General features: G+C 64.8%; 24 protein-coding genes and 3 tRNA genes. 8 read left to right on the top strand and 19 right to left on the bottom strand.

From position 1 onward, the window contains the following. Positions 1 to 97 precede the first annotated feature (97 nt). Complete coding sequence (locus HDC95_RS09085) at positions 98 to 1,912, top strand: DUF2207 domain-containing protein (protein ID WP_259063082.1); 1,815 nt, start codon at positions 98 to 100, stop codon at positions 1,910 to 1,912. Between the two features lie 149 nt (positions 1,913 to 2,061). On the opposite strand, the gene HDC95_RS09080 is transcribed toward HDC95_RS09085, so the two are convergent. From HDC95_RS09080 to hpt, 10 genes are all read right to left on the bottom strand, one after another. After that, entirely contained in the window at positions 2,062 to 2,751 is a 690-nt protein-coding gene (locus HDC95_RS09080) for a DUF2520 domain-containing protein (protein ID WP_259063081.1), read from the bottom strand. Further along, entirely contained in the window at positions 2,748 to 4,457 is a 1,710-nt protein-coding gene (locus HDC95_RS09075; RefSeq protein WP_259063080.1) for a PH domain-containing protein, read from the bottom strand. The genes HDC95_RS09080 and HDC95_RS09075 overlap by 4 nt, the downstream gene beginning before the upstream one ends. Continuing rightward, positions 4,454 to 5,131: a PH domain-containing protein gene (locus HDC95_RS09070; RefSeq protein ID WP_259063079.1), complete on the bottom strand. Its 678-nt coding sequence runs from the start codon at positions 5,129 to 5,131 to the stop codon at positions 4,454 to 4,456. Before HDC95_RS09070 ends, HDC95_RS09075 begins: the two co-directional genes overlap by 4 nt. After that, positions 5,082 to 5,570: a DUF3180 domain-containing protein gene (locus HDC95_RS09065; RefSeq protein WP_259063078.1), complete on the bottom strand. Its 489-nt coding sequence runs from the start codon at positions 5,568 to 5,570 to the stop codon at positions 5,082 to 5,084. The genes HDC95_RS09070 and HDC95_RS09065 overlap by 50 nt, the downstream gene beginning before the upstream one ends. Further along, entirely contained in the window at positions 5,567 to 6,130 is a 564-nt protein-coding gene (gene folK, locus HDC95_RS09060) for a 2-amino-4-hydroxy-6-hydroxymethyldihydropteridine diphosphokinase (protein WP_259063076.1), read from the bottom strand. The genes HDC95_RS09065 and folK overlap by 4 nt, the downstream gene beginning before the upstream one ends. Further along, positions 6,127 to 6,507 carry a dihydroneopterin aldolase gene (folB, locus tag HDC95_RS09055; RefSeq protein ID WP_259063170.1) on the bottom strand — a complete coding sequence of 127 codons (381 nt, stop codon included), beginning with the start codon at positions 6,505 to 6,507 and terminating at the stop codon, positions 6,127 to 6,129. The genes folK and folB overlap by 4 nt, the downstream gene beginning before the upstream one ends. A gap of 2 nt (positions 6,508 to 6,509) precedes the next feature. Continuing rightward, positions 6,510 to 7,307, bottom strand: a complete 798-nt coding sequence (gene folP / locus HDC95_RS09050) for a dihydropteroate synthase (RefSeq protein WP_259063075.1) — start codon at positions 7,305 to 7,307, stop codon at positions 6,510 to 6,512. Beyond that, complete coding sequence (folE, locus tag HDC95_RS09045) at positions 7,304 to 7,924, bottom strand: GTP cyclohydrolase I (protein WP_259063074.1); 621 nt, start codon at positions 7,922 to 7,924, stop codon at positions 7,304 to 7,306. The genes folP and folE overlap by 4 nt, the downstream gene beginning before the upstream one ends. A gap of 2 nt (positions 7,925 to 7,926) precedes the next feature. Next, complete coding sequence (gene ftsH, locus HDC95_RS09040; protein ID WP_259063073.1) at positions 7,927 to 9,942, bottom strand: ATP-dependent zinc metalloprotease FtsH; 2,016 nt, start codon at positions 9,940 to 9,942, stop codon at positions 7,927 to 7,929. Positions 9,943 to 10,015: 73 nt separating this feature from the next. Then, positions 10,016 to 10,567, bottom strand: a complete 552-nt coding sequence (gene hpt / locus HDC95_RS09035; protein ID WP_259063072.1) for a hypoxanthine phosphoribosyltransferase — start codon at positions 10,565 to 10,567, stop codon at positions 10,016 to 10,018. Positions 10,568 to 10,652: 85 nt separating this feature from the next. Here hpt and HDC95_RS09030 point away from each other — a divergent pair, with 85 nt between their 5' ends. Then, on the top strand, positions 10,653 to 11,240 hold the full coding sequence (locus tag HDC95_RS09030) for a DUF937 domain-containing protein (protein WP_259063071.1): 588 nt from the start codon (positions 10,653 to 10,655) through the stop codon (positions 11,238 to 11,240). A gap of 68 nt (positions 11,241 to 11,308) precedes the next feature. Here the strand turns inward: HDC95_RS09030 and tilS are convergent, their stop codons facing one another. Then, positions 11,309 to 12,301 (bottom strand): tRNA lysidine(34) synthetase TilS, encoded by a 993-nt coding sequence (gene tilS, locus HDC95_RS09025; RefSeq protein WP_259063070.1) that lies wholly within the window; start codon positions 12,299 to 12,301, stop codon positions 11,309 to 11,311. Positions 12,302 to 12,365: 64 nt separating this feature from the next. Here tilS and HDC95_RS09020 point away from each other — a divergent pair, with 64 nt between their 5' ends. Further along, complete coding sequence (locus HDC95_RS09020) at positions 12,366 to 12,977, top strand: TMEM175 family protein (RefSeq protein ID WP_259063069.1); 612 nt, start codon at positions 12,366 to 12,368, stop codon at positions 12,975 to 12,977. A gap of 44 nt (positions 12,978 to 13,021) precedes the next feature. Continuing rightward, a complete protein-coding gene (locus HDC95_RS09015) occupies positions 13,022 to 13,513 on the top strand; it encodes an inorganic diphosphatase (RefSeq protein WP_259063068.1) in 492 nt (163 codons plus the stop codon). Positions 13,514 to 13,582: 69 nt separating this feature from the next. On the opposite strand, the gene HDC95_RS09010 is transcribed toward HDC95_RS09015, so the two are convergent. Further along, positions 13,583 to 15,013: a M23 family metallopeptidase gene (locus HDC95_RS09010; RefSeq protein WP_396652687.1), complete on the bottom strand. Its 1,431-nt coding sequence runs from the start codon at positions 15,011 to 15,013 to the stop codon at positions 13,583 to 13,585. A gap of 209 nt (positions 15,014 to 15,222) precedes the next feature. Between HDC95_RS09010 and HDC95_RS09005 the strand changes: the two genes are divergently transcribed. The 3 genes from HDC95_RS09005 to HDC95_RS08995 all read left to right on the top strand — a co-directional run bounded on the left by HDC95_RS09005 (position 15,223) and on the right by HDC95_RS08995 (position 15,541). Further along, a tRNA-Glu gene (locus tag HDC95_RS09005) sits at positions 15,223 to 15,295 on the top strand. 27 nt (positions 15,296 to 15,322) lie between these two features. Then, a tRNA-Asp gene (locus HDC95_RS09000) sits at positions 15,323 to 15,396 on the top strand. A 72-nt stretch (positions 15,397 to 15,468) separates the two neighbouring features. Then, positions 15,469 to 15,541: transfer RNA gene (locus HDC95_RS08995), tRNA-Phe, on the top strand. A 209-nt stretch (positions 15,542 to 15,750) separates the two neighbouring features. On the opposite strand, the gene HDC95_RS08990 is transcribed toward HDC95_RS08995, so the two are convergent. After that, on the bottom strand, positions 15,751 to 17,034 hold the full coding sequence (locus HDC95_RS08990) for a HipA domain-containing protein (protein WP_259063067.1): 1,284 nt from the start codon (positions 17,032 to 17,034) through the stop codon (positions 15,751 to 15,753). Continuing rightward, positions 17,024 to 17,245 (bottom strand): helix-turn-helix domain-containing protein, encoded by a 222-nt coding sequence (locus tag HDC95_RS08985; RefSeq protein WP_259063066.1) that lies wholly within the window; start codon positions 17,243 to 17,245, stop codon positions 17,024 to 17,026. Before HDC95_RS08985 ends, HDC95_RS08990 begins: the two co-directional genes overlap by 11 nt. A gap of 359 nt (positions 17,246 to 17,604) precedes the next feature. Here HDC95_RS08985 and HDC95_RS08980 point away from each other — a divergent pair, with 359 nt between their 5' ends. Beyond that, positions 17,605 to 19,230 carry a hypothetical protein gene (locus HDC95_RS08980; RefSeq protein ID WP_259063065.1) on the top strand — a complete coding sequence of 542 codons (1,626 nt, stop codon included), beginning with the start codon at positions 17,605 to 17,607 and terminating at the stop codon, positions 19,228 to 19,230. On the opposite strand, the gene HDC95_RS08975 is transcribed toward HDC95_RS08980, so the two are convergent. The 5 genes from HDC95_RS08975 to HDC95_RS08955 all read right to left on the bottom strand — a co-directional run bounded on the left by HDC95_RS08975 (position 19,166) and on the right by HDC95_RS08955 (position 23,377). Further along, complete coding sequence (locus HDC95_RS08975; RefSeq protein WP_259063064.1) at positions 19,166 to 20,059, bottom strand: DNA adenine methylase; 894 nt, start codon at positions 20,057 to 20,059, stop codon at positions 19,166 to 19,168. The two genes, HDC95_RS08980 and HDC95_RS08975, sit on opposite strands and share 65 nt — an antisense overlap. A 99-nt stretch (positions 20,060 to 20,158) precedes the next feature. Beyond that, complete coding sequence (locus HDC95_RS08970; RefSeq protein ID WP_259063063.1) at positions 20,159 to 20,713, bottom strand: nucleotide-binding protein; 555 nt, start codon at positions 20,711 to 20,713, stop codon at positions 20,159 to 20,161. Then, complete coding sequence (locus tag HDC95_RS08965; RefSeq protein ID WP_396652686.1) at positions 20,710 to 21,777, bottom strand: helix-turn-helix domain-containing protein; 1,068 nt, start codon at positions 21,775 to 21,777, stop codon at positions 20,710 to 20,712. The genes HDC95_RS08970 and HDC95_RS08965 overlap by 4 nt, the downstream gene beginning before the upstream one ends. Positions 21,778 to 22,256: 479 nt before the next feature. After that, positions 22,257 to 22,868 (bottom strand): dihydrofolate reductase family protein, encoded by a 612-nt coding sequence (locus tag HDC95_RS08960; protein WP_259063061.1) that lies wholly within the window; start codon positions 22,866 to 22,868, stop codon positions 22,257 to 22,259. 8 nt (positions 22,869 to 22,876) lie between these two features. Further along, complete coding sequence (locus HDC95_RS08955) at positions 22,877 to 23,377, bottom strand: SRPBCC family protein (protein WP_259063060.1); 501 nt, start codon at positions 23,375 to 23,377, stop codon at positions 22,877 to 22,879. Position 23,378: the final 1 nt, after the last annotated feature.

The following is a 23,378-nucleotide window of genomic DNA, read 5'->3' as shown; positions in this document are numbered from 1 at the left end:
TTGAAAGTCCCGCTCAGTTTACCGGTCGGCCCTGCACGCCCCCGCCGCGTGCTCGCGCACCGAGAAGTGTTCATGCGGCCCTCGATACGCTCGAAGAATGATCCGGAGAACGCTCCCCCGACTCATCGCTCTGCTCGTGGGCGTCACCGCCCTGACATTCGCCGCTTCCACGGCCGCGGCATCCGCTGCCGAACCCGCGGCCGGCGTCGACGATTTCGGCTTCTCATCCTGGGACGCGACATACGAGGTCGGTGTGGACCACGAAGGCCGAGCGACGCTTCATGTGGAGGAGACCAGGGTCGCCGAGTTCCCCGACTTCGATCAGAACCGCGGGATCGTCGCGGGCTATCCCGACAGCTATGAAGGCGCCGGGCTCGGCACCAGGATCATCTCCGTGCGCGACGAGAAAGGCGACGACGTCCCGTACGAGATCGAGAAGGACGACGGCATCGTCTACGTCCTCACGGGCGACGACGATTACGTGCACGGCGCGACGACCTATATCATCGAGTACGAGATGCGCGATGTGATCATCGCAGCCGAACGCACGAACGTCGACGAGCTCTACTGGGATCTGCTGCCACTGGACAGCACCCAGAACATCGACGCGTTCCATGCCGAGGTCGTCTTCGACGACGCTCTGCGCCCGCACCTCACGGGCGCGTCCTCCTGCTATCAGGGCCCCCAGGGCTCCACCGCGACCTGCGATCTGACAGAGGATGCCGGCGTGTTCACGGTGTCGGCGAAAGATCTGTCCGCGGGCGAAGGCGTCACCGTCGCGATCGCGCTGGAGCCGGGCACGATCACCCAGCCGTCAGCGCGGCAGCCCAACGCCGCCACCGACGTGCTGCCCTATGCGATCGGTGGCGGCGCCGCGCTGCTGTCAGTCGGCGGATGGGTTGCCACCAGCGCCATGATCCGTTCCCGCCGACGGGGCACCGGCATCGTGGTCGCCCAGTACGACGTGCCGGACTCGATGCCGCCGCTCCTCGCGAGCGCCATCGTCCCGAAGGCGAAGAACTCGCTCACCGCCCAGATCGTGCACCTCGCGGTGCGCGGGCTCCTTCGCCTGGAAGATCTCCCCGAGGAGGGCGCGACGAAGAAGCGACGCCCTCGCCTGCGCCGGATCGACGGCCCGATCCCCGATCCGCTTGATGAGCGCGCTCTCAAAGCGCTGTTCAACAACACCGAGACCGACATCGTCATGAAGATGCCGAAGAACAGCGCGGCGTTCGCGAAGCGCATGGTGGCGCTCCTCAAGGCCGGCCCGAAGGCCGCGGAGGAACGAGGGCTGACCACGAGAGCCCGCAGCAGGTCGGCGCAGGTGATCCAGATGCTCTCGCTCGTGGCCCTCGTCGTGATGATCGGCCTGCTTGGCTGGGGCCTCTTCACCGGGAGGGCATCGGCCGGCCCTGTGTTCCTGGCGACGCTGCTCTGCGCCATCGTCGTGATCGTGTCCAGCGTCGTGGCGTTCAAGAAGCACACCGTGCTCACCGATGAGGGTGCGCTTCAGCTCGAGTATCTGGAAGGCGTGCGCGAGTTCATCCGCGTCGCGGAGGCCGATCGGCTGCGCATGCTGCAGTCGTACTCGGGTGCAGAACGGCGCAGTGACGGTTCGGTCGACGTCATCCACGTGTACGAGAAGCTGCTCCCCTATGCGATCCTGTTCGGGCAGGAACGAGAATGGGGCGAGGTGCTCGAGGTCTCGTACGCGCGCGAGCAGCAGTCACCCGGATGGATCGACGGCTCATCGGCTGGGCTGGTCGTTCGCATGGCCGCTTTCTCGGCAGCCACCAGGTCATCGTCGACATACTCCGCCCCGAGCACCGGCAGCTCGTCGAGCTTCGGCGGATCAGCTGGCGGCGGGTTCTCCGGTGGTGGCGGCGGCGGAGGGTTCTCCGGCGGGCGGTGACGCCCCGGATCCGCGCCTGGATCCGGGTCCGCTCTGGAAACCGGGACCATCTGGCGTGTCGACGGCGTGTCGGGACGCGAATCGCCGAGGACACGCCAAGTCGTCTCTGTTTCCCGGATGCGGTGTCGCAGAGGGGCGCGGCGGCCGTGTCAGATGACCGGCGGATCGGATGCTTCGCGCAGAGCACGCTCGACGGTCGACTGCACGAGCGCGGAGAGGTAGCCGCCAGGGTTCTCCACGCCGATTCCGCGCAGCAACGCGGTGGACTGTCCGATGATCGCCCTGGAGAACTCGGATGCCGTCGCGATCGCCTCGGCGTATGCCGCCCGGTCGTCGTCGACGATGACGACCGGCTCGCACCCGAGTTCGACCGCGAGCGCCTGCGCGATCGGCAGCACCGCTGCTGGTGCGGTGACGGCGGCGAAGGCCGCATGCAACTGACGCAGATCGATCGACGTGCCCGTGAACGAGATCGCCGGGTGCACGGCGAGCGGAATGGCGCCCGCGCGCTGAGCCGGCTCCAGCACGCCGATGCCGTAGGCCGGATCCGTGTGCAGCACGAGCTGTCCCAGTTGCCATGCACCCAGCTCGGCCAGTCCGCTGACCAGCGCGGGGAGCTCGTCGTGCGGCACCGCCAGGATCACGAGTTCGCTGCGACGGAGCACCTCGGCGGCATCGAGCACCGGCACGCCGGGCAGCACACCTGCGACACGGTCATCGTCGGATCCGCTCGTGATCCCCGTGATGGCGTGCCCGGCCCCGGCGAGCGCAGCACCGACGACTGGTCCGACCCTTCCGGCGCCGATGATGCCGACGCCGAGTCGTCCGTCACGATTCATGCAGAAGTCTCGTGCGCAGCATCCTGAGCCCAGCGATGGCTGTGATCGCGGCCGGCGGCTGCCGCTGCACGCCGTGAGATGTCGTCGACGGCTGCCGTCAGCTCGACGCTTTCGATGCCGACGACGTCGCCGAGGACAGGACCGGTGACGCTGTGCACCTTGAGCGCGGCGAGACGCTGCGCGCGATCGATCGGCCCCTGCGCCGCCGAGACGCCCTGTTGCCTGGCCAGCGGGAACACCGCGAGCTTCTGCCAGAAGTTGCCGCGCCGCATGATGACGGCGAAGTCGGTGACGGCGAAACCGTGCCGCTTCCACGAGAACGGCCGACGCCACCAGCCGCGCTTCTGCAGCACCTGATAGGGGTCGCCGCTCTGAGGTCCGAGGATCCCGTGCTCCCAGACGAGCGGATGATCGTCCGCCGGCATGTCGGGCAGGATCAGTCCGAGCACCCGCTCGACGTCAGCGCGCTTGCCAACGGGCAGCACGATGTTGAACTGCTGGGCCGAGCCGGACTGCTGCTGCGACAGGCTCTTGCCGCTCATCCGGTTGATCTTGATGGTCCACCAGCCGAACGGCCGCCACAGCAACGACTGCGTCACCTCGACCGCGAAGATGCGGCCGGGGGGGATTGTCTCTGTGACCGTGGTGAACAGGCCGTAGGTGATGCGCACACCGTCGGGCGTCGGAGCGATCGAGTAGCGCAGCGATTTCGAGATCTGCGCCCACGTGATGGCGACTGCAGCGATGACGAACGGCACTCCCACGCCGAGCACGATCGCGAGGACGCCGATCCAAGAATCGGGCTCGCCGTCCGAGAGGATGGCGGGGACGGCGAACGCGAGCGTAACGGCGAGGATTGCCATGAAGAACACGAGCCACAGCACGCCGGCGAGCAGCTGCGAGCCGACCAGTCGTCCGGTGGGGATCTTCACGACGCTCTCCGGTGCCACGTCGTTGAGGTCGACTCCGCCGATCAGGCCGTTCACTCCCCCGTTCATCGAGTCGACCAGCTGCGACCGCATCGTGGTCGCCCTGGTTCCCTGCGGCGAAGAATCACCGCGCTGTCGAGCCTCACGCGCAGCACGGGCGCCGGAGGCGAGCCGGAGGATGTCGGCACGCACCGTCTCGGCTTTCGTGGTCGACAGGTACTCGAGCGGCACGTTCGCGTCGGTGCCGGCACCGACGACCTCCAGCTTGGCCATGCCGATCAACCGTGCGGGGAACGGCCTCGTGAGGTTGACGCCCTGCACCCGATCCAGCGGCGCCCGCCGCTGCGAGCGGAAGATGATTCCCTTGCGCACTTCGACATGCTCATCGGAGATGCGAAACTCCTGGAACCGCCAGACCAGCCAGAACGCCACGAGCAGCACGATCAGCACACCAAGGACGACGAGAAGTGCGACCAGGATCAGGTTGTTCGAGAGGACCCAGTCGACCGGGTCTGCTGCGGCGTAATCGATCGCGTCGTCGTCGAGCTCGCGCGGTGCGACGAGGCTCACGGCCCAGTAGATGAGCCGGTCGCGGAAGCTGTTCAGCACCAGTCCGGCGACGATGATCAGAACCAGGCCGCCCTTGAACAGGGGTGTCAGCGGATGCAGCCGATGCCACTCCCCGTCGGCGAGTGACTCACTGCCCGCAGGTGCGGGTGGGATCTGCGACAGCGGCGGCTGCCCAGCCTGCGGGTCCGGGTACTGAGGCGTGCTCACAGGCCGGTCCGCCGGGTCTCGGCGACCTCGATCAGGGTGTCGCGCAGCGCCTCTGCGGCCGCCTGAGTGAGTCCAGGAATCTGCACGCCCGTCGTCGCGGCGGCGGTGACCATCTTGAGCTGGGAGACGCCGAAGGCGCGATCCAGCGGCCCGTGCGTGATGTCGACGAGCTGCATGCGCCCGTACGGCACGGCGATGATCCGCTGCCAGAGGATGCCCTTGCGGAACACGATGTCGTCAGCGCGCAGCATGAAGCCGATCGCCCTGGCCTGTCGCGGAAGGATCACCAGCGTGACGAGGATCATGATCGTGATGATGCCGGCGGGGATCCAGACCCAGTGCTGATCGAGCACCAGTCCGACGATCAGCGCCGCGATCACCACCAGCGCCAAGACGATGCCGTTCTGCAGGAACTGCGACACGACATAGCGCGGCGAGATCTGATGCCATTTCCCGTCGAGGTCGATGCGGCCTGCGTTGCGCGGTTCACGGAGCTTCTCATACGTGCCCTCATCGAGAACCGGCGGCGAGGCGGCGGGCGCCGGAGCCTGCGGTGTCGACACAGGCCTCGGAGGCGCCGGCGGACCCGCCGGAATGTTCGGCATCTGATGCGGTGGTGTCGGCTCAGCGCCCGGCGTCGGCTCCGGTGGCGGGGTCGTCTGGCTGTCGGTCATCAGGATCCTTCGGCAGAGTGCAGAACTGTTCGGCGACGAGAGCGGCGATCACGAGTACGAGCGCACTCGCCATGAGAGCCGCCATCGCCACAATCGACCCTACCTGTGGATCGACGGGACGCGACAAGAGGAAGACCAGAAGCCCTCCGCCGAATCCTGTCATGATCGCACCGAGCAGGCTCGAGGCCCGCGCGAGCGTCGCAGCGCGCATCGCGCGGAAGGGATCGATGCGCCCCTGCGAAGTGCCGCGCACGCTGCGCCGCACCGGCCACGCGACCGCGAGAACCGCGGTGGCGAGCAGCAGCAGGAGCACCGGCAGGAAGCCCGACGGAGCGAATGTCGCTCGGCCGGAGACCGTCAGCAGATGGTCGACGAGGTAGCCCACCCCACCGCCCATCAGGGCGAGGAGGATGAGGATCGGGGCCGAGGTGCGCTTCATCCGTGCTCCGAGTCATCGCCGGCGCTGTCGCCCGCGGCATCCGCTCTGAGACCTGCCGCGAGGTCGGCGATCCTACCGCGCCCGGGGATCTCACCGGCGGGATCGAGACTCAACCACGGATCGAGTACGAACAGCCTCTCCGCGGCCCGCGGATGCGGCAGCAGCAGGTGCGGATCTTCCGAGACGATGTCGCCGTAGGTGATCAGATCGAGATCGAGTGTGCGGTCGCCCCAGCGGTCACGGCGCTCACGGCCGTACTCCTCCTCGATCGCGTGCAGCATGCCCAGCAGCACCTCCGGCGCGAGGCGCGTGGACACCATCGCGACCGCATTGACATAGCCGGGCGCATCGGGATCGGGACCGTCGAGACGCACCGCTACGGTCTCGTACAGCTCGGACAGCCGCACATCATCCACGAGCGGAAGCCGCGAGATGCGCTCGACCGCCTGCCGGATCGTCTCGCGACGGTCGCCGAGGTTCGCGCCGAGCGCGATGACAGCGGTCGCGGCGTCGCGGCCGGGGCGCGGGTCGGGCCGAGCGGGTGGTGGTTTGCGGATCACTGCGATGCATCCTTCCGCGAGCGGCTGACCGTGACAGACACATCGGAGAAGGTCAGCGGGATGGGCGCGTGCGGCTTGTGCACCGTGACATCGACCACGTTCACGCGAGCGTCGGCGAGCACGACATCGGCGATGCGTTGAGCGAGAGTCTCGATCAGGTCGACCGGCTCGCCCGCCACGACGTCGGCGACCTGCTGCGCCAGCTCGCCGTAGTGAACAGTGTCGGTCACCTCGTCGGATGCCGCGGCACCTGCCAAGTCGAGATGCAGTCGCAGGTCGATCACGAACTCCTGACCGTTCTCGCGCTCGTGCTCGAAGACGCCGTGGCGTCCGAACACGGTGAGCCCGGTGAGCCGGATCTCGTCGCCGCTGTGCATCGTCATCCTTCCCAGGCGTGCGCGATCGCGAGGGCGTCGCGGGTGGCGGCGACATCGTGCACGCGCACCGCCCACGCACCATAGCGAACCGCGAGCGCGCTGGTCACGGCCGTGGCGAGGTCTCGTCGCGACTCGTCGACTTCGGCGGCTCCATCGAGGGATTCTGCCAGGAACCGCTTGCGTGACGTGCCGATCAGCACGCGATGTCCCAGTGCGGTGATGTCGTCGAGACCGCGCAGCAGTTCCCAGTTCTGTACACCGGCTTTCGCGAATCCGATGCCGGGGTCGACGATCAGTCGGGCCGGGGCGATCCCGGCTGCCGCCGCTTCGCTGACGCGCTCGCGCAGCTCTCCGGCCACCTCGCGCGAGACCCGGCGGTACTCGGCGTGCGCATACATGTCGAATGAAGGGCCTCGCCAGTGCCCGATCGCGACGTCGGCGGAGGTTTCGGCGATGGCACCGAACATCTCAGGATCGGCGAGGCCGCCGGAGACATCGTTGACGATGCGGGCGCCGACACGCACGGCGGCGACCGCCGTCGATGCGTTATGCGTGTCGATGCTCACCGGGATGCCGCGAGCGGCGAGCTGCTCGATCACCGGGAGCACCCGCTGCTGTTCGACGGAGGCGTCGACGCGCTCCGCACCGGGCCTGGTCGACTCGCCGCCGACGTCGAGCACTGTCGCACCGGCGGCGCGCAGCGCGATGCCATGAGCGATCGCACGCTCGGGGTCGACGTAGCGGCCACCGTCGCTGAACGAGTCGGGAGTGACGTTGACGATGCCCCAGATGCCGGTCATCGCTGGGCCCTGACCGTGCTCGCCGCAGACACGGAGCCCGCACTGATCAGTGCGATGATCTCCTGTCGAGCCACCGGCTCGCTGTACTCGCCGCGCGCGGCGATGGTGAGCGTGGAGGCCTCGCTCTGACGTCCGCCGCGCATCGTGACGCAGCCGTGCGACGCATCGAGCACGACGAGCACCCCACGCGTATCCAGGTGCTCTGCGATGGAGTCGGCGATCTGCTCGCCGAGACGTTCCTGCACCTGCGGTCGGGCGGCGAGGATCTCGACGACGCGCACCAGCGCACCGAGTCCGACGACCTGCTCGCCGGGCAGATAGGCGATATGCGCGTGCCCGGCGAACGGCAGCAGGTGGTGTTCGCAGACGGAGCGGAAGCGGATGTCGCGCAACAGCACTGCACCGGAGGGCAGGGTCTCGGGCGCCGGCCCCCGCGTGACACTGATCGTGCGGGCGAGAGGCGCCGCGGCGTCCTCACCGACTCCGGCGAAGAACTCGGCGTACAGCTCAGCCATTCGCGCCGGTGTCTGTCGGAGTCCAGGACGCTCCGGGTCTTCGCCGATCGCCTCGAGGAGCTCGCGGGTCAGCCGCTCGACACGCGCCCCGTCGACGGCCACGATCAGGCCGTCGCCGGCCGGGCCTGCCCGGATGCGGGAGCGCCGCCGACCTGGCCGCGGGATGCCGTGGCATCCGCCGATCCATCAACCGAGGCCGCGGCATCCACCGGGATCACGCGCGTGGGCACGTCGATCGGCGGACGATCCGACACTGGGCGCTCATTGCTGGAGAGCCAGAGCGGACGCTCGGGAAGCTTGCGGATCTCGGTGAAGATCTCAGCGATCTGGTTGTGATCGAGGGTCTCCTGCTCGAGCAGTGCGAGGGCGAGACGGTCGAGGATGTCGCGGTTGTCGCTGATCACCTGGTAGGCCTCGTCGTGGGCCTGCTCGATCAGGGCGCGCACCTGGACGTCGACGCGCTCGGCGATCGACTCCGAGTACTCACGTCCGCGGCCCATGTCGCGGCCGGCGAACGGCTCGCCGCCCTCGGACCCGAGCTTGACCGGACCGAGGTCGGTGGTCATGCCGTACTCGATGACCATCTTGCGGGCGATGCTCGTCGCCTTCTCGATGTCGTTCGAGGCACCGGTGGTCGGGTCGTGGAAGACGAGCTCCTCGGCGACGCGGCCGCCCATGGCGTAGGTCAGCTGATCCTGCAGCTCGTTGCGCGTGACGGAGTACTTGTCATCGAGCGGCATCACCATCGTGTAGCCGAGGGCCTTGCCGCGGGGAAGGATCGTGATCTTGGTCACCGGGTCGGTGTAGTTCATCGCCGCGGCCGCAAGCGCATGACCGCCCTCGTGGTAGGCGGTGATGAGCTTCTCGCGGTCCTTCATGACGCGCGTGCGTCGCTGCGGACCCGCGATGACGCGGTCGATGGCCTCATCGAGGGCGCGGTTGTCGACGAGCTGCGCGTTCGAGCGCGCAGTGAGCAGAGCCGCCTCGTTGAGGACGTTCGCGAGGTCGGCACCGGTGAATCCGGGAGTCTTGCGGGCGACGACCTCGAGGTCGACGCTCTTCGCGAGCGGCTTGCCCTTGGCATGCACCTGCAGGATGTGCAGGCGACCCTTGAGATCGGGGGCGTCCACCCCGATCTGACGGTCGAAGCGCCCGGGGCGCAGCAGTGCGGGGTCGAGGATGTCGGGGCGGTTCGTCGCCGCGATCACGATGACGTTCGCGTTCGGGTCGAAGCCGTCCATCTCGACGAGCATCTGGTTCAGCGTCTGCTCGCGCTCGTCGTTTCCGCCGCCCATGCCGGCACCGCGGTGGCGGCCGACGGCGTCGATCTCGTCGATGAAGATGATGGCCGGGGCGTTCTCCTTGGCCTGGTTGAACAGGTCGCGCACACGTGAGGCACCGACACCGACGAACATCTCGACGAAATCCGAACCGGAGATCGAGTAGAACGGAGCACCGGCCTCGCCGGCGACGGCGCGGGCGAGGAGCGTCTTACCGGTTCCTGGAGGGCCGTACAGCAGCACGCCCTTCGGGATGCGAGCGCCGATCGCCTGGAACTTGGCTGGATCCTGCAGGAACTCCTTGATCTCCTCGAGTTCCTCGATGGCCTCGTCGGCACCGGCGACGTCGGCGAAGGTGACCGTCGGGGTCTCCTTGTTGACGAGCTTCGCCTTGGACTTGCCGAACTGCATGACCTTTCCGCCGCCGCCCTGCATCGACGAGAGCAGCCACCAGAACAGCAGGCCGAGCAGTACCAGCGGAAGCAGGAGGGAGAGGAATCCGTCGAACCAGGTGGCACGAGGGACGACGTCGTTGAAGCCGTCCTTCGGATCCGCCGTGGTGACGGCCTCGACGACCTCGCCGGCGCGCGCGTCCACGTAGTAGAACTGCACCGATTTGGAGTCCTCGAAGGCCTTCGACAGCGTCATGTCGACGCGCTGATCACCATCGGTGTTCGTCACTTCTGTGACGGTCTCGCCCGCGAGCAGGTCGAGTCCCTGCTGGGTGGTGATCGTCTTGGGTGCACCGAGGTTCGAGATCAGCAGGAAACCGCCGAACAGCAAAACACCGATCAGCACCACATATACCAGTGGATTCCGGGTGATCTTCTTCACGTCCATGATGCGTTCAGCGTATCGCGCCGTAGTTTACGGTCCGCTGGGATTCGCCCACGGCGTACGCCGCGATTCGGAATCAGGAATAAACGTGCGGCGCGAGCACGGCGACGTCGCGCAGATTGCGATAGCGCTCGTCGAAGTCGAGGCCGTATCCGACGACGAATTCGGTCGGGATGTCGAAGCCGACGTACTTGCAGTCGATCTCGACCTTCGCGGCATCCGGCTTGCGCAGGAGGGCGAGCACTTCGATCGACTCAGGACCGCGGGATTCGAAGTTCTCCAGCAGCCAGCTCAGCGTGAGGCCCGAGTCGATGATGTCCTCGACGATGAGCACATGCTTGCCGTGCAGATCGGTGTCGAGATCCTTGCGGATCTGCACCACGCCGCTGGATTTCGTGCTGGAGCCATAGCTGGAGACCGCCATCCAGTCCATCGGAGCATGGAACGGCAGTTCGCGCGCGAAATCGGCCATCACCATGATGGCGCCCTTCAGCACGCCGACGAGCAGCAGATCCTTGCCCTCGTAGTCTTTCGCGACCTGGGCGGCGAGCTCGGTGAGCTTGGCTTTGATCTCCTCCTCGGTGACGAGGATGTCGGAAAGGTCGTCCTGTATCTCCGCGGCACGCATGCGTCGATTTTAGTGACATGAGACTGTGCTCGCGCACTACTGTGATCGGGGAGGCACGCGGACGCGCGCCGAAGGAAGGAATCTCATGGCCCTTGACGACATTCTCAAGCAGGTGCCGATCGATGACATCGCAGCGAAACTCAACGTCTCGCCCGACGTCGCAAAGGCTGCGGTCGAGCAGGGCGGCGCGGTGCTGCTCGGTGGTCTGGCCAAGAACGCCGCGAGCGAAGAGGGCTCTGCGGCGATCCAGAACGCGCTGAAGAAGCATGAGGGCAAGGCCGGCGTCTCCGCGGTGGATGAGGTCGACCAGGCCGACGGCGACAAGATCGTCACGCATGTGCTCGGTGATCAGAAGCAGGCGGTCACCTCGAAGCTGAACGAGTCGGACAAGACCGCAGGAATCGATTTCGGCAAGCTCCTCCCGATCCTCGCGCCGATCATCATGGGGCTGATCGCGAACAAGAACGAGGAGAAGTCGACGACCTCGGACGGTGCGGAATCCGGCGGCGGAATCGGCGACCTCATCGGCGGGCTGATCGGAGGTGGCGACAAGAGCGGTTCCGGCGGCGGAATCGGCGATCTTCTTGGAGGAATCCTCGGCGGCGGTTCATCCTCCGGCGGTGGCATCGACCTCGGCGGCATCATCGGCAGCATCTTCGGCGGTAAGAAGTAACACCGCCGGTCATGGAGCGAGCGGAGCGACACGAAGCGCGTTGAGCGAGCTCCAGGCGAGTCGAAACGTCAGCCGCGCGCCGTGAACACGATCTGCCCGCCCTGTCTCTTGGCCGAGCAGCCGGGCAGATCGATCGGCCCTTGACCCGACCAGTCGGTGACGAGGCGCGCGACCTCCAGTGTCTGAGTGCGGGTGAGGCTCGCGCCGAATTCACTGTGCGCAACGAGGCGGATGATGCGGTTGCGCAGCGCCGCAGGGTTCGCGGCGAGCGCTGCGACGCTGACGGAGATGCCGGCTTCGGCGTGCTCGACGATGTCCTCGATCGTCTCGCGGATCATCTCGTCGAACGCCTCGGTGTCCTCCCGAAGCTGCGCCGCCGTGCGCGCGAGCGCCTCGGCGATACCGGGGCCGAGTTCTGTCTCCAGCACCGGGAGCACACGGTCTCGCACCCGGATCCGCGCGAAGCGGTCTTCGAGATTGTGCGGGTCGTCCCACGGGACGAGATCGGATGCCGCGCACAACGCACGGGTCGTCTCTCGCCGCACTCCGAGCATGGGACGAAGCCAGATCAGTCCGTCATCGTCGACGCGGTCGGGCGCCATGCCCTGCAGGCTGGCCGCGCCGGCGCCGCGAGCAAGCCCGAGCAGCACAGTCTCGGCCTGGTCGTCGAGCGTGTGGCCGAGAAGAACCGCGGCGGCACGTTCTTCCGCAGCGATCCGGCGGAGCGCAGCGTAGCGCGCGCCGCGCGCGGCCGCCTCAGGGCCGTCCGCATCATGACGCACCTGGACCCGCTCGATCAATGCGCGGATGCCGAGAGCTTCTGCTTTCGCGGTGGCTGCAGCTGCAGCATCCGCCGATCCGTCTTGCAGTCCGTGGTCGATGGTCACGCTCGCCACCTGCATCCCCCTGGCGCGCGCCTCGAACGCCGTCGCAGCGGCAAGGGCCAGGGAATCCGCACCTCCAGAGAGCGCGACAATGAGGGTCGAGCCCTCAGGCAGCGAGACGAGCGCGGTGCGCACAGCGAGTCGGATCTCGGCGATGGCGGGCGACAGTGAAGGCACACGACAACGGTACGGCACCGAGAAACACCTACCCGTGGCATCCGCACGGCAATAGTCTGACCCTGTGACGGAACAGACCACGTTCGCTCCGGAGCGCCTGAGGGCGTTCGTGGATGCGGTCGTGGCGATCGCGATGACGCTGCTGATCCTGCCACTGTTGGAGTCGGTGTCTGACGCCGCCACCGATGGCACCGCCACGGGGGCGTTCCTGGTCGAGCACCGCGGTCAGATCGTCAGCTTCGTGCTCAGTTTCGTTCTGATCGCCCTGTTCTGGATGGAGCATCATCGACAGTACGAGCGGGTGCTTCGCGTTTCGACTCCATTGCTGTACATCAACGTCGCGTGGATGCTGACGATCGTGTGGCTGCCGGTGCCGACGGCGATGCTCGGTCAGATGGACACCGATCCGCTGCAGGCGGTCCTCTACATCGGCACGCTGATCCTGACGCAGGTGACGACCCTTGCGGGCAAGCTGTATCTGATTCGGCATTCGGGGCTCATCGATCTCACCCCCGAACGGCTCCGGCGCGGAGCGATCGGAGACATCGCCGCGATCATCCTGTTCTGCGTCGCACTGCCGATCGCCGCGTGGGTGCACGTCGTCGGATACTTCGCTCTTCTCCTCCTCGCGTTCTCGAGTCCGCTGGAGAAGCTGCTCGATGGACTGCGCAGGTAGGCTGGTTCCCGGCATCCAACCGTCTTTTCCTGAGGAGCACACGCATGGGCGCACACGACGCCGTCATCGAGATCCCGCGCGGCAGCCGCGTGAAGTACGAGGTCGACCACGAGACCGGGCGAGTACACCTCGACCGTGTGCTCTACACGACTTTCGGCTACCCGGCCGACTACGGGTACTTCGACAACACTCTTGGCGAGGACGGCGACCCGCTCGACGTGCTCGTACTCCTCGACCACGCCATCTACCCTGGCGTCGTCGTCGAGGTGCGTCCCGTGGCCGTGCTCAAGATGAGCGACGAGGCCGGCGGAGATGACAAGCTGATCGCCGTGCTGTCGAAGGACCCGCGCTGGGCGCACATCCAGGACATCGGCGACCTCGCCGAGTACACGAAGAAGGAGATCGAGCACTTCTTCGAGCACTACAAGGATCTCGAGCCCAACAAGTGGGTCAAGGTCGACGCATGGGGCGACGCTGCCGAGGCGCAGCGCATCCTCGACGAGGCGATCGTTCGCGCAGGCGAACAGAGCCACTGACCCGAGCTGAAGTCAGAAGCCCTCGGCCCGCCTCGCGGCGGTCGAGGGCTTCTTCGTGCTCGCTGGCTCTCAGACCGAGACGCCTCGTGCGGCCATGAAGTCGATGGGATTGGTGTACCCGCCCCAGATGTAGACCTCGAAATGCAGGTGGCATCCGAACGAGTTCCCGGTGTCGCCCGCATATGCGATGACCTGACCGGATTCCACCCACTGGCCACTGCGCACAGCGAATGAGCTGATGTGTCCGTAGCCGGTGCCGACGCCGCTTCCGTGCTGAATGCGCACGTAGTTGCCGTACCCGCCATTCCAGCCGGCGTAATCGACGGTCCCGGAGTTGGCGGCGTAGATGGCCGCCCCGCACCCGTTGGCGAGGTCGACGCCGTAGTGGAATCCGCTGGAGCAGTAGCCGTTGCCGCACTGCACGAGACGCTCGCCGTAGCCGGAGCTGCGCCATCCGCCGTGGGGACGACGCCAGCCGCCGGTTCCTCCGCCACCGCCACCGCCGCCGCCGCCGCCGCCGCCACCGCCACCGCCGCCGCCGCCGTTGTTGTTGTTGTTGGCGGCTGCTGCTGCTGCTGCAGCCGCGGCCGCTGCAGCGGCTGCTTCTTCTGCGGCTTTCTTCTCGCGGGCCTTGCGCGCTTCTTCGGCGACGCGGAGGCCCTCCTGGTAGTCGGCGACGGTCTTCGCCGTCGTGTCCTGAAGTGCCGCCAGCTGCGCCTCGAGCGTCGAGAGGTACTTGGTCTGTTCGTCGAGCGCGGCCTGTGCGGCATCTGCTGCCGCTTGCGCCGCGACCATCTTCTCTTCAGCGATCTTCTGCAGACGGTCCCGCTCGGTGCGCGCGACCTGAGCCTGGTCGCTGATCGACTGCGCCGAGTTGCGAGCCGCGACAGCGTCGTCGTAGACCGACCGGTTGTATCCGAGGAGCTTGTCCATCGTGCCGAGGCGGGAGAGCAACTGGTCGGCGTTGGCCGCAGAGCCTGCGAAGAACAGTTCAAGCGCGGTGTCATCGCCACCGTTGCGGTAGAGCTGAGCGGCGACCTGCCCGGCCTTCGTCGCCGACTCCTCTGCGATCTTCGCTTGGGCATCGGCCTGCGACTGAAGTTGCTCAGCCTTCGCGATCGCTTCGAAGAACGCCTGCTGCGCGGCGTAGTACTCATCGCCGGCGGCTTTCGCCGCTGCCTGCGTATCTGCGACCTTCTGCGTGAGCGCGTTGATGAGGTTCTGGATGCGTGTGACTTCGGCAGCCTTCGCCGCCTCATTGTTCTTCGCCCGCTGGACATCGTCCCAGCTCGGGTAAGAGGCGGCATAGGCGGCGTTGACGCCGGAGCCGATGCCGAAGGCGCTCAGTGCTGCGACGCTGAGGGCGCCGAGGCCGAGCGCGTTGCGCCGGGTGAGAGTGTTCTTCTGCCAGAAGGTACTCCGCTCAGCGGTGCTCGGCGCGCATCCGCAGGAGTCCCCCGCTTCGCGCGCAGCATCCATAGCGGACTGCTCGTCGTTCACACGGCCCCTTCCACAGGTTTCACTCATGCCACAGTAACAACATCTTTAACATCCGCAACAGCGAGTTCCTGATACTGCGACATGGCAGGTGCAACCCATCGTCCTCCCGAAACGCCCGGGCGGAAAGATGACGCGCCCTCGATTCGCGTTTTGGTCAAAACATCCTTTATGCTTGAGCGTCGGCAAGGAAGTCCCCCGGGACGCCCTTCGGCCCCATCGTTTAGCGGCCTAGGACGCCGCCCTTTCACGGCGGTAGCACGGGTTCGAATCCCGTTGGGGTCACTCGTCCGGCATACAATTTAAAAGCATGGCCCTGTAGCGCAGTTGGTTAGCGTGCCGCCCTGTCACGGCGGAGGTCGCGGGTTCAAGTCCCGTCAGGGTCGCTCTAAGCGACGGGCCCTTTTTTCGAAGAGGGCCTTTCGTCTAGGTTGCGGCAGATCTACGATGTGCCGCATGGCTCTGTAGCTCAGTTGGTAGAGCGCACGACTGAAAATCGTGAGGTCACGGGATCGACGCCCGTCGGAGCCACAAGGTGACCGTTACAGTCACCCTAGAAACCCTCGCCTAGCTTCTAACATGGCGGGGGTTTTGCTTTTCCCTGGTGAGAGCTGATTTTTGCTCGGCTCCCCTAGGCTGTTCCGACTCGGTCGTTGAACGAGTGGAACTCCCGATCGTTGAGCGAGCGCAGCGAGACGAAACACGCTCTCCGGGAGCTTGTGCCGGTTTGGTGCCGGTCGTCACGCTTTCCAGCCACGCGACGACGCATACTCATGGATGCTGTCGACCATCCGCCCGACGAACGGGTCGTCGCCGAGTTGCGCTCGCGCAGCATCCGCCGCCGCCGCGTAGGCGATGACGATGCCGTTCGTGATCTCATGGGCGCGCGCCTCAGCCCAATCACGGTCGAGGCCGACCCGCGCCGCCATCCTGACCAGCGAATCGAGGCTGATCCGTCCGACGCTGTACGCCCCCTCGATCGACATGGCGAGCTTCGGGTTACCGCCGTCGGCGGCGAGGTACGGTGCGTGGCTGCCGAGGTCATAGAGCGGGGCAAGCTTGGCACGATCACGCTGCAGCAGAAGCGAGTAGTTCTTCGCGTGCGCGTCGGTGCCGAGAGACGCTACCGAGAATACAAGGGCCTCATAGAACTGTCTTGCGTTGCCTCGCCGGTCTTCGGCGTCAGGCAGGGAGTTGATGAGGCGCGCAATCGCGGCGATACCTGGTCCGCCCTCGGACTGATACTTCATGTCCGGCGGTACGCTCAGCGCCTGACAGAGGTCTTCTTGATGGAGCCGATGCCAACGCCCGCCTTCGAACCGGCGGTCGTAGCGCGTGGAAACGAACACGGCGTCACCTCGTTCGGTGGTCACCAAGAAGTCGTCAGCGACGTGGAGCCGCAGCGTACGCGCCGCGGCCATCGTCATGAACTCGTTGATGTGATGGTCCGGATAGGGCGCGACCGCTGGCTTCAGTATGTGCGTGGTCGGTGTGGAATCCTGTGGCACCGCCCATCGCCCCTCCCCGGTCCGGAACAGGGCAACTTTGGGCTGCGCACCGGGAAGACTCCAGCGTGCATCATCCGTACGCCTCCCCCAGGTGTCACTATTGCGGACAAGATCTGCCACGAGTTCCGCGAACTCAGTGTCGGAGAGTTCTCTCACATCGCCTTGACGCTCAGCCGCGTCAGCGCTCGCCTCGCCAGGAGGAAGCAGCTGCACCGCACCCGCCGCATCCCGACCTATGTGCGAAAGCAGAGCAAAGGGGTTACTGGCGCTGACGCGATACTCGCGAGCGAGCTCGGCGAGCCTGCCCGGACTGTCCGGAAGTAACCCCTGCAGGAAAGCGCGCACAGGCTTGTTCTTGTGCCCGGCGCGCACAAGCGGCATGGAGAGTGAGAGCGGGGTCGCATCGCGCCGGGATCGGTAGTCAGCCTCGTAGGCAAACGACAAGGCGCCGCCGGCCGACTGCTCGACAACGCCGATCGCTTCGCCATCGAGGTACGCGAACAGTTCACTCGACATCGTCGACCTCGCTGACGTCGACGACGAGGCCGAGCTCTCGGAGGACGCGCATGAGCCGGAAGAGCGTGACGGCAGTAGAGCCGTTCTCCAATCGCACGACCCACTCGCGAGTGACCCCGGCGCGGCGCGCGAGCTCAGCTTGGGACAGGCTCAAACCCTCGCGGCGCTCAGCAACGAGGGCCCCGAAGTCGGATGCAGCACGTACTTCCATCTCCACCTCGCAAGTGACTTATATCGCACAACCCTACATGTGACTTATAACGCACACAAGGGGAAGTGACTTATAACGCACACTCCTGTGTCGCCGAGCCACGCGACCACCCATCACTCGATCTTGCGTGGTGTCCGCGAGCGACCCACCAGCTGCCGGGATGGTCGGCTCAGAACTCACGGGCGAGAGCTGTGAGAACTTTCTTTACTCATTCAAGGCCGACCTCCGGCCGGCTACGCCCTCGTGAGTGAGGCCTGCGGTACGTCCGGTCCTCGCTCCGCTGCGGTCCGGGCGCTCCTCGGCATCACTCACGAGGGCACCGTCTGCCAGAATTCGAGTATCGATCGAAAGGGCTGGACGTGGCGTATCAGGAGAACCCCATCGAGCATGTCTCGGTACAGGACCTACATCTCGATGTAACAAACTATCGATTCGCCAACGCGATGCCCTCAGAGAGCGCTGCGATGAACTATCTCTGGGCTGAGCAGAAAGTCGACGAAGTCGCTCGGCTCATTCTCCGCGACGGTTACGTCGATAACGAGCTACCTATCGTCGTGCGGGAGAACAACCAATGGATCTTACTTGAGGGTAATCGTCGAGTCTCAGCGCTCCTCGTCCTTCACACGCCGACCCTCGCACCCGCACATCAGACCGAGGTCGAGCAGCTCAAGAAGCGCTTCGCAATTGAAGCGGCTTCGTTGCCGTCCTCGATTCGAGTGATGGTGTTCGCGAACCGCGAAGCCGCCGCCCCAGTCTTGGCGCGACTACACATCGGGCAGCCTAAGAAGGCTTGGAATCTCGACGAACAGGCGAAGTTCGTTCTCGCGCAGCTGACACACGGGACGAGCATCGACCAGCTTCGTGCCCAGCTACCGGCCATCAAAGATATTCCGCGCGTGGTTCGAATGGGAAGAGTTCGCGAAAGACTGCTCACCACAACCTTCTCATCAGCGGAAGTCACCTCGTTCGTCCAAGGCACCAAGCTTGCGATGTCTTCATTCGAGTATGCATATCGAAACCCCCAGATCCAGAAACTGATCGGCCTCGAGTTCGACTCTGAAGCACGAGTTGCCAAGTGGGCGACGTCGGACTCTGAAATCAGAGCGCTCGAAAAGCTGTTGGATGCGTTTCGCACGGGCGAAATCAACACGCGACGCGGCCTGAAGGCGGGCACGCCAGAATATGACGAACTGATTCGTGCGATGAAGGGCTCTTCTGCATCGTCGGCACCTGACGACGCAGGCGAGAGCGACTCTTCGAACGATAAGCCAAAGCCTGGGGACTCGAGCCCCGCTAAGGAGACCACAGACTCTGAGAACAGTCACGAGCCGCCGACGAGCCCAGTTGAAGAGGACGACTCCGGAGAGAGCGAGCGCGGCGGTGGCACAGACGGTGGACTAAGCACTCAGCCCAGTGATCCGGCGTCCGATGACACGAGCGATGCACACGAGGCAATCAACGCACCGTCGGAAGACGACGGCGAGAGTACCCGTCGCGGACCGAACGCTCCTGATACGAAGGCCAACGTTTCGCTGAACGGGATCGACGAGAGCACCTTGCCCTTGCCTCTGCAACATCGAATGCGCGAACTGCGGCGTATCAACGTGGTCGAGTTTCCCGCCGCTGCTGCGATGCTTGTCCGCTCAGTCGTCGAAGCATCAATCAAGGAGCATTATGGCTCGAGCAACGGACTCCTGGCGACCGGAACTCTTGGCGACGTTATGCAAATCGTCACGGCTGATCAGAAGGGCAACGGGCAGCTCGCCCATGCCATCTCCCAACTCAACCGAACCAAGAAGGAAGCCAGCCATGCGCCGGGAACTGGGCAGTGGTTCAACCTAGTCACGCACAGCGTCAATCTCGATATCTCGGGCCAAGACGTACACACGGCCTGGCGGGTTGTCTATCCGCTTGTGCGATTTATGCTGACTGAGCGATCGACGTCGCACTCATCGCCTCCACTAGGTGCTCCGAAACAATCATGAGCTCAGACGCCTTTCCGGGATGCCTCGCGGAGTAGTTCAGTTCGTATGGAAAGAAGAGGAAGTCGCGGTAGAGGCGCTCGATCAGATCCGACCGATCATAAGTCATGATCCAGTGCGCGTCAGTGACGGTCGACATCACGGCCGCAAGATCAGCGTGGTCTCGCGCATCGAAGGCGTTAAGGTACAACCGAGATCCCGCGGCGACGTATGGCGGGTCGACGTACAAGAACGCATTCGCGTCGGTAGCGAACTCGCGGATGACCGATCGTCCGTCGTCGTCTCTCACAGTGATTTGGTCGGACATGGCTCCGATTGCACGCAATCTCGAGACGAGCGTCGCGCGATTGAACCTGGCGTCCATCTTGTAGTTGCCGGTCTGGTCCAGGCCACCGATAACTCCACCAGTGAGCACACCCGATCGATTCGTTCTGTTCAAGTAGAAGAACGCGAACCCTAGGCCAAGCGGATCGCCTGCGTCGGCCGCGCGATAGATCTCCCGCTGTCTCCTCCACTCGGGCACTGTGAGCGTCGCGGTTTCAACGAGGCGGACAAACTCAGCGTTATCATGCACAATGCTCTGCCAAAACGCATGCACAGCAGGATCGAAGTCATTAACAACTAGACGACTGACGATGCCTTCGCGCAGAAGCGCGATACCCGCACCAGCACCCCCGGCATACGGCTCGACGTACGTGGCGTCAGCCAGCTCGAGTTCACGAAGAAGATCTTCGAACAGGCCAGCGAGTGCCGCCTTTCCCCCGGGGTAGCGGAGCGGTGAGAGTGCCCCATACCTTCTGCTAGCGCGAATCGCGAGGGACCGTACAGTCATGTCGGGGAGGACCCTTCTGTTCGTAGGTCGAGACTCGACTCTCTACTCTAAGGCCCGCCGACATACGCGACGCTCACCCCCGGCTGGTTGGGCTCCTTTTCAGAGCTCTTCGTAGTCAAGCAGGCCGTGCTCCAACACGTGGTTTCGAAATCCGCCCTTCTCAAAGGGAAGGTAGTAGTCACCACTGAGCAGGTCGTCGGCGAGAGACTCGACCATCACCGTGGTCAGCTGACTCGCGCGTATCCCCGAACAAAGCAACGGAACCGTGGCGGTGACGCTGAGCCCAAGCTCTTCCGCAATTGTCCGTGGCACATTATCGTCAATCACCATCTCACACCCATAAGCAGCACCCATTGCGAGCACACCACACTCGCCGAGGTTCTTGCCGTCTACCACGAGCCTGTCATAGAACCGAGCGAAATGACCTTGATAGTCGATGTCAGTTGTCCGAAATACCGTAATCCACTCTGCATCAAGAACCCCTCGAAGCAACGGTCGATCGGCGACAGCATTCAACAGTTCCCGCTCGACGGTATCCGGTATGTACACGTCCCGACCGGTTGCCAAGAACTTAAGCGCTCCGAGCCAGCCTTGAAGCGCGAAGTGTCGCATCGGTCCGGCGTCGAATACCCAAGAATCCGGGGACGGGTTCACGCGACAAAATTCCAGATCTCGTCCGCTCGACGTTGGCGCACATCTGGCAAATCCGCTTCCGGGAATGTTCCCCTCATTAGGTCGAGGGCTCGTTCACGACTAATCCGTTCTTCGCGGACGAGCCGAAGTACCGCAAGTGCGTAGATTCGTGGTATGGAGGTGCCCGTCAGTTCTTCGATCGGAACGTGAAGACCAAAGTCGATCATGTCAGCATGAGTCGTACGAGCTATGCGGATTTGCGCGGCCGCGTCTCCATCGACTACTCCGAGCTCACGCAACCGGCGAGCGAGTGTTGCCATGTCCACGCGAAACTTGCTCGCGATGCGGATGGCGGCGCTACGTGCATCGCCAGCGCTGCTGAATTCATCCCAGAGTGCCGTTACCGCCTTCCCGGGGAGCAGCAATGCCCTCGCAAAAAAGTCAAGACGCGACTCAAGCGGGACGGACTGGTCTGAATGATTGTCTACCCGCCAATCGATCGTGTACTCATCCGCGATCAAATAGTGACCCAGTTCGTGAGCAAGAGCGAGTCTTCGCCGTCCGACCTTTGCATGACTGTTGACCAGACAAGCGCCGCCGTGGCGAAGCAGAATCGTGCCAGCGTCCGCTGTGTCTGGTCCAATGTCCTCGGAGAACGCCAGCAGGCCGAGCCGCGAGACGCTATCCACAAGATCGTTGATTGGCTCGTCCAGCGGAAGGTTCATCAACTCGCGTGCGTGGCGAGCAAGATCTTCAGCGTCCTTGATTGTTGTCGGCGGAGTCCTAGAAGCGGGAAGATCGTTGAACGTAAGTTCATTGACTTCCAGAGACTGCACGAACTCGACATCGCTCGCGATGCTAGCCAGAATCGAGTCGATCCGAGAGTCGGCGGTGTCAAGCCCTTGGCTCGAACGATGCGAGACCAACGCGGGGGTGGGGTCCTCAAAGAACTGGGTCATCCTGGCATCGAGAGCGAGGGCGATGTCAGCTAGTTCAAGTGCCGTCACCTTACGTAAGCCATTCTCGATCTTGTTGACCACGGTGCGATCGAGTCGAATCGCGGAAGCGAGGTCTTCTTGACTCAATCCAGATCGTTTGCGGAGCTCTCGGATACGGTCTCCCAACGAGGACTCAGATCTCACACTCATACGTGCGATTCTCGCACACTTCGGCTACGCGGGGTAGCGTAGGCCGTCGCTGCGCGAGGGTCTCCGTGCCGGTTCTGTGCCGGTAGCTCCGCTGAAACCACCCTCAACCAGACGCGACCAACCATGATGGCTCCCGCGGATTCACGAGGCGAACGGCGACCAACGAGCACCCGTTGCCCCGCCGCATCCAACTGAAAATCGTGAGGTCACGGGATCGACGCCCGTCGGAGCCACTGTCCCTCAAGAGGCTTCTGCTCTTGGGGACTTTTGCGTTCAGCAGTTGCGTACTGGTCGGGCCGAGTACGCGCTCGCTGGTGAAAGAGGAGCTTCCGGCTTCCCGTAGCGCTGAAGCCCGGAAAGTGTTCTTCGCTCAAGGTCCGGGCTGCCCGCTGAGTCCCGGTCTCCGCCTGCATCACTCAGCGCAGATGCACAACGTACTTGAGATGCGTCGTCTTAGGCGAAGCCTCCGCAGCGACCTGCGCCAAGGCAACCCGACTCGCGTCGATCCCCTCGAACAGGCGGATGCCGGAACCGAAGAGCACCGGTGACAGCGACACCGTGAACTCGTCGACCAGACCGGCGTTCAGATGTTCCACGATCGTCTCGGCGCCGCCTGCGATCCGGACGTCTCGACTGCCCGCGGCTGTACGCGCCTGATCGAGCGCGGCCTCAATGCCGTCGTTGACGAAGTGGAAGGTAGTCCCGCCCGGCCGCCGCCACGGCTCGCGCTCCTCGTGAGTGACGACGAAGACCGGCGTGTGGAAGGGCGCCTCATCCGGCCACATCGTCTCGCCGGCGTCGAACATCCGCTTGCCCATCACGCTCGCGCCGGTGCGCTCGAATGTCTCCCGCAAGATGTCGTTGTCGCGACCCTCCTCCCCGCCCGTTCCGAGCTGGAGGTTCTCACGGAAGTGCCGCTGTCGGAAGACCCACTGCTGCAGCTCCATCCACTGCTTCCCCATCAACTCCTCCGACGACTCCGGAGCGATGAACCCGTCCAGCGACATCGACACGCTGAAGAACACCATGCCGGACATCAGACGTCGCCACCTCCCCGAACGAGCCCCTCGACGTAGGAGGCCAGGCTGCCCAGCGTCTGCTTGCCGCCCTCGATCGCGCCGAACTTCTCGATCGCCTCATCGCGCAGCTGCGAGGTCGGGAACACGGCGAGCATCTCGACCCGCGTCGCCGCTCCCTCAGGTGAGAAGGTGAGGACCGACTCGAACGCGTTCGGGTCATCGAGGTGCTCGCCGTGGAGCATGGCGATCCGCTCCGGTGCGACGATCTCGGTCCAGGTGATCCACTCCTGATAGTCCGTTCCGTCCGGGCCGCGCATCGCGAAGTCCCACACGCCGCCGACCCGGAACTCGAACGCCCTCGTGGTCGTGGTGAACCCATTCGGTCCCCACCACTGCGACAGATGCCGCACCTCGGTGAACGCCTCGAACACCAGCTCGCGCGGAGCGTCGATATGACGCGAGACCACGATCTCACGGTCGGCAGTGCCGGCCGGCGACGAAGAAGCCGTCGAATCCATC

This window comes from Microbacterium sp. AK031 (genome assembly GCF_024807145.1).
Classification (GTDB): domain Bacteria; phylum Actinomycetota; class Actinomycetes; order Actinomycetales; family Microbacteriaceae; genus Microbacterium.
The sequence above is the reverse complement of the archived record's forward strand: the minus strand, read 5'-3'. Positions and strand labels throughout refer to the sequence as shown.

Bases quoted from the DNA above. Each gene is read 5' to 3' on its own strand.
- HDC95_RS09080 (WP_259063081.1), bottom strand. From the start codon at position 2,751: ATGAATCGTGACGGACGACTCGGCGTCGGCATCATCGGCGCCGGAAGG.
- HDC95_RS09015 (WP_259063068.1), top strand. From the start codon at position 13,022: ATGGGCGCACACGACGCCGTCATCGAGATCCCGCGCGGCAGCCGCGTG.
- HDC95_RS08955 (WP_259063060.1), bottom strand. From the start codon at position 23,377: ATGGATTCGACGGCTTCTTCGTCGCCGGCCGGCACTGCCGACCGTGAG.
- HDC95_RS09065 (WP_259063078.1), bottom strand. From the start codon at position 5,570: ATGAAGCGCACCTCGGCCCCGATCCTCATCCTCCTCGCCCTGATGGGC.
- HDC95_RS08960 (WP_259063061.1), bottom strand. From the start codon at position 22,868: ATGGTGTTCTTCAGCGTGTCGATGTCGCTGGACGGGTTCATCGCTCCG.
- ftsH (WP_259063073.1), bottom strand. From the start codon at position 9,942: ATGGACGTGAAGAAGATCACCCGGAATCCACTGGTATATGTGGTGCTG.
- HDC95_RS09030 (WP_259063071.1), top strand. From the start codon at position 10,653: ATGGCCCTTGACGACATTCTCAAGCAGGTGCCGATCGATGACATCGCA.
- HDC95_RS09085 (WP_259063082.1), top strand. From the start codon at position 98: ATGATCCGGAGAACGCTCCCCCGACTCATCGCTCTGCTCGTGGGCGTC.
- folP (WP_259063075.1), bottom strand. From the start codon at position 7,307: ATGACCGGCATCTGGGGCATCGTCAACGTCACTCCCGACTCGTTCAGC.
- HDC95_RS08990 (WP_259063067.1), bottom strand. From the start codon at position 17,034: ATGTCGAGTGAACTGTTCGCGTACCTCGATGGCGAAGCGATCGGCGTT.
- HDC95_RS09070 (WP_259063079.1), bottom strand. From the start codon at position 5,131: ATGACCGACAGCCAGACGACCCCGCCACCGGAGCCGACGCCGGGCGCT.
- HDC95_RS08975 (WP_259063064.1), bottom strand. From the start codon at position 20,059: ATGACTGTACGGTCCCTCGCGATTCGCGCTAGCAGAAGGTATGGGGCA.
- folB (WP_259063170.1), bottom strand. From the start codon at position 6,507: ATGCACAGCGGCGACGAGATCCGGCTCACCGGGCTCACCGTGTTCGGA.
- HDC95_RS08985 (WP_259063066.1), bottom strand. From the start codon at position 17,245: ATGGAAGTACGTGCTGCATCCGACTTCGGGGCCCTCGTTGCTGAGCGC.
- hpt (WP_259063072.1), bottom strand. From the start codon at position 10,567: ATGCGTGCCGCGGAGATACAGGACGACCTTTCCGACATCCTCGTCACC.